This is a genomic window from Mesorhizobium sp. M5C.F.Ca.IN.020.29.1.1, from assembly GCF_003997375.1.
In the GTDB taxonomy this organism is placed as follows: Bacteria; Pseudomonadota; Alphaproteobacteria; order Rhizobiales; family Rhizobiaceae; genus Mesorhizobium; species Mesorhizobium wenxiniae.
In genome coordinates this window covers 1-3703 of the sequence record NZ_RZSW01000585.1, presented here as the reverse complement: position 1 = coordinate 3703, position 3703 = coordinate 1, and the positions used below count along the sequence as shown (strand labels likewise).

The following is a 3703-nucleotide window of genomic DNA, read 5'->3' as shown; positions in this document are numbered from 1 at the left end:
GGCGACACGGTCACCGAAGGCCTCGACGGCCTGCGCGAGCGGCTCACCGACTATTACAAGCTCGGCGCCCGTTTCGCCAAATGGCGTGCGGTGATCGACATCGACGTCGCCAAGGGCGTGCCTTCAGCCACGTCGATCGGTTCGAATGCGCATGCGCTCGCCCGCTATGCGGCGCTTTGCCAGGAGGCCGGCATCGTGCCGATCGTCGAGCCGGAGGTGCTGATGGATGGCGCCCATGACATCGGCACCTGCTACGAGATCAGCAAGGCAACGTTGACAAAACTCTACACCGAGCTCTACGCGGCCCGCGTCGTCCTCGAAGGCACCATCTTGAAGCCGAACATGGTTCTCGCCGGCAAGAAGTCGGGCAAGACCAGCAGCCCCGAGGAAGTCGCCGAAAAGACCATAAGACTGTTCCGCGAAACGGTGCCGGCCGCAATCGGCGGCATCGCCTTTCTCTCGGGCGGGCAATCGGACGAGGAGGCGACCGCCAACCTCAATGCCATCAATGCCATCGGCCCGCATCCATGGAAGCTGACCTTTTCCTATGGCCGCGCCTTGCAGGCGGCGCCACAGAAGGCCTGGAGCGGCAAGGCGGCCAACGTTGCCGCTGCCCAGGCCGCCTTCGCCCACCGCGCCCACATGAACCATTTGGCCGCACTTGGAAAATGGCAGCCGGACCTGGAACAGGCCGCCTGACCGGTTTTTTTCTGCCTTCGTCCGAACCCGGGCCATGTGCCCGGGTTCAATTATGCTCAAAAAACCGAGGGCCGTGTCGGCTTGCGTTGAGCCCCAACGTCCTTGGGGCTCAAAGAGGAGCAGACTCATGCCAAACAACAAGATCGTTTCACGGGAAGACTGGTTCCAGGCGCACAAGGCGCATCTGGCCCGCGAGAAGGAATTGACGCGATTTCGCGACCGTATCGCTGCCGAACGGCGGGAATTGCCCTGGCTGAAGATCCGGAAGGACTATGTCTTCGAGACCGAACAGGGCCCGAAGAAACTGGCCGGCCTATTCGGAGGCGCAAGCCAGCTGATCGTCTACCACTTTATGTTCGGGCCGGGCGCCGATTATCGTTGCGAAGGGTGTTCCTTCCTTGCCGACCATATCGACGGCGCCAACCAGCACCTCAAACACCACGATGTGTCGCTGGTCGTGATCTCGCGGGCGCCCTTGGCCGAATTTCTGCCCTACAAACAGCGCATGGGGTGGAAATTCAACTGGGTGTCGTCCTACGCGTCGGACTTCAACTTCGACATGCAGGTTTCCTTCACCGACAAACAGATCCAATCAGGCGACACGACCTACAATTTCGAGCAGCGCGCGCTGAAATCGAAGGACCTTCCCGGCATCAGCGTGTTCTACAGGGACGAGAACGGCGACATCTTCCTGACCTTCATGTCGCGCTCCAGGGGCGGCGATCCGCTGATCGGCGCTTATCACTATCTCGCCCTGACGCCGAAAGGCCGCAACGAGACAGGTCCCTACCACAGCCTGATGGACTGGGTGCGGCTGCACGATGAATACGCAGACAGGCACGAGATGCAGGACGCCTGTTACCATTGACGACGGGCAGCCGACGCAAGATCTTTCGCCTTTAGCCCGATATGCGCTAAGTGCTGCTCGCCACGCCTTTAACGGACTTTCCCCATTAACGGTTTGCGATGCAGCGCTTTCTTGCCCTCCTCACCTGGCTCGCCTTTCCAGTCTATGTCTGGCAGGGACTCGGCGTGCGTCGCCGCACCACCCGCATGCTGCCGGCGCAAGGTCCGGTCATGCACGAGATATCAGGCCAGGCGCCAGCGATCTCGCTTCTGATGCTTGGCGATTCTTCCGCCGCTTCGGTCGGCATCGGCAATTCCGAATACGGGTTGGCCGCGCAACTGGCCGAGCTGATCTCGCAACGCACTGGCCGTGCGGTGCGCTGGCGGGCAGCCGGCTTCAACTCGGCGACTTCAGGCCAGATCCGCGACCATGTGCTGCCCAATCTGTCGGCTGATCCTTGGACGCATATCGTGCTCGCCATCGGCACCAACGACACCAAGAACTTTCACTCGGTGCCACGCTTCAAAAGCGATTTTGGCGGCCTGCTCTACGCGCTGCGAGCCAAATGGCCTGAGGCGCGCGTGGTGTGGTCGCCGGTGCTGGAATTCACCCGGGCGCCGGCAATGCCGCCGCTGCTTGGAACGATCCTGGAGATCCGCGCCGCCGAGATGAACCGGATGGGCGAGCGCCTCTGCCTCGAACGCGGCGCAGTGCCGGCGCCGCGCCTGCCGATCACCGATGCCGAAGCCGGTTTTGCCTCCGACGGATTTCATGCCTCGGAAGCCGGCTACCGGGCATGGGCGGAACATCTCGTCGACCTGGTGCTGGCCAACGAACCACGCGTAGCGTAGCGGGGCCGCCAGCTCTACGTCCAATGCCCCAGCGCCGCTGTTATCGAAATCGCCGCCATCGCCAGCACCGCTAGCTTCCAGAAATCGCTGCGCCGCTTCAGCCCCGGCCAGCCGAGCGGCTTGATCAGCTGGATGACCATCATGAGAATGATAACGAGCGCGAGGAGTTTCGACATGCCGCTTTTGACTAGCGCATCGGCCCGAAAATCGAAATCGATTTTCGGAAAGCACGATGCGTAGATTCAAAGGTGCTGGAGCGTCCTTTGCGCGTCCAGAAGGACGCGCGGCGCTCTAGTATCACGGCCGGCTGTCAAAGCGCTCCGCTCATGCCAGATCGCCATGACGCTGAGAGGTGCTATGCCAGCGGCTTGAGGCCGGCCTCGATCGAGGCCCGCTTTGGTTCGAGGAAGGGCGGCAAGGCCAGACTTTCGCCCAGCGTTTCCAGCGGCTCGTCGGCCGTGAACCCGGGGCCGTCGGTGGCGATCTCGAACAATATGCCGTTCGGCTCACGGAAATAGAGCGAACGGAAGTAGTATCGTTCGACTTCACCGCTTGACGGCAGGCGGAATTCGGCCAGCCGTGCCGTCCATTGATGTAAGGTCTCCCGGTCCGGCGCCCTGAATGCGACGTGGTGGACCGCCCCGGCACCTTGCCGTGCCGGCGCCAGGCCCGGCTGCACCGCGACATGAAGTTCCGCCGCCGGGCCGCCTTTTCCCATCTCGAAGACATGAACCTGGCCCTGACCATCCGGCGAGACATAATCCCGCGCCTTGTGCATATTCATCACCCTGGTCAGCACCGCTTCGGTGTTGGTGATGTCGGGAACGCTGATCACGATAGGCCCGAGCCCGCGTATCTGGTGCTCGATTGGGACCGGGCTTTGAGCCCAGGGATGACTGTCGCCCTTGCCGCCATCGCTGACGAGACGCAGGCGCTGGCCTTCTGGGTCTTCGAAATCCAGCGACGGGTAGCCGCCGACATCGCCGATCTCTCCCGTCGCGACGGTCTCGCCGGACAAGTGCTGCTTCCACCAGGCAAGGCTTTTTGGGCTGGCGACCCTCAGGCTGGTCCGGACGATGCTGTTGGTGCCGCGCCGTTCGCGTCCGACCGGCCAATCGAAGAAGGTAAGATCGGTGCCAGGCGTCGCCTCTGCGTCGGCATAAAAAAGGTGATAGGCCGACGTGTCGTCCTGATTGACCGTCTTCTTGACCAGTCGCAGGCCCAAGGTCCTCGTGTAGAAACGAAGGTTTCCGGGCGCATTCGCGGTGATAGCGGTCAGGTGGTGAATTCCCGTCAGTTGCAGGCC

The 3703-nt window shown here is 62.2% G+C and carries 5 protein-coding genes; 3 read left to right on the top strand and 2 right to left on the bottom strand.

Going from position 1 to position 3703, the window contains the following annotated elements; translation table 11 throughout:
• The 3 genes from EOA85_RS30170 to EOA85_RS30160 all read left to right on the top strand — a co-directional run.
• The coding region (locus EOA85_RS30170) for a class I fructose-bisphosphate aldolase (RefSeq protein WP_127212174.1) at positions 1–699 on the top strand (699 nt) is incomplete at its 5' end.
• Between the two features lie 127 nt (positions 700–826).
• A complete protein-coding gene (locus EOA85_RS30165) occupies positions 827–1567 on the top strand; it encodes a thioredoxin family protein (protein ID WP_127212173.1) in 741 nt (246 codons plus the stop codon).
• A gap of 98 nt (positions 1568–1665) precedes the next feature.
• Positions 1666–2397 (top strand): SGNH/GDSL hydrolase family protein, encoded by a 732-nt coding sequence (locus tag EOA85_RS30160; protein ID WP_127212172.1) that lies wholly within the window; start codon positions 1666–1668, stop codon positions 2395–2397.
• A gap of 14 nt (positions 2398–2411) precedes the next feature.
• Here the strand turns inward: EOA85_RS30160 and EOA85_RS30155 are convergent, their stop codons facing one another.
• Together EOA85_RS30155 and EOA85_RS30150 are read right to left on the bottom strand one after the other, a co-directional pair.
• Positions 2412–2573 carry a hypothetical protein gene (locus EOA85_RS30155; RefSeq protein ID WP_127212171.1) on the bottom strand — a complete coding sequence of 54 codons (162 nt, stop codon included), beginning with the start codon at positions 2571–2573 and terminating at the stop codon, positions 2412–2414.
• A gap of 179 nt (positions 2574–2752) precedes the next feature.
• Positions 2753–3700: a ring-cleaving dioxygenase gene (locus EOA85_RS30150; RefSeq protein WP_127212175.1), complete on the bottom strand. Its 948-nt coding sequence runs from the start codon at positions 3698–3700 to the stop codon at positions 2753–2755.
• Positions 3701–3703 lie beyond the last annotated feature (3 nt).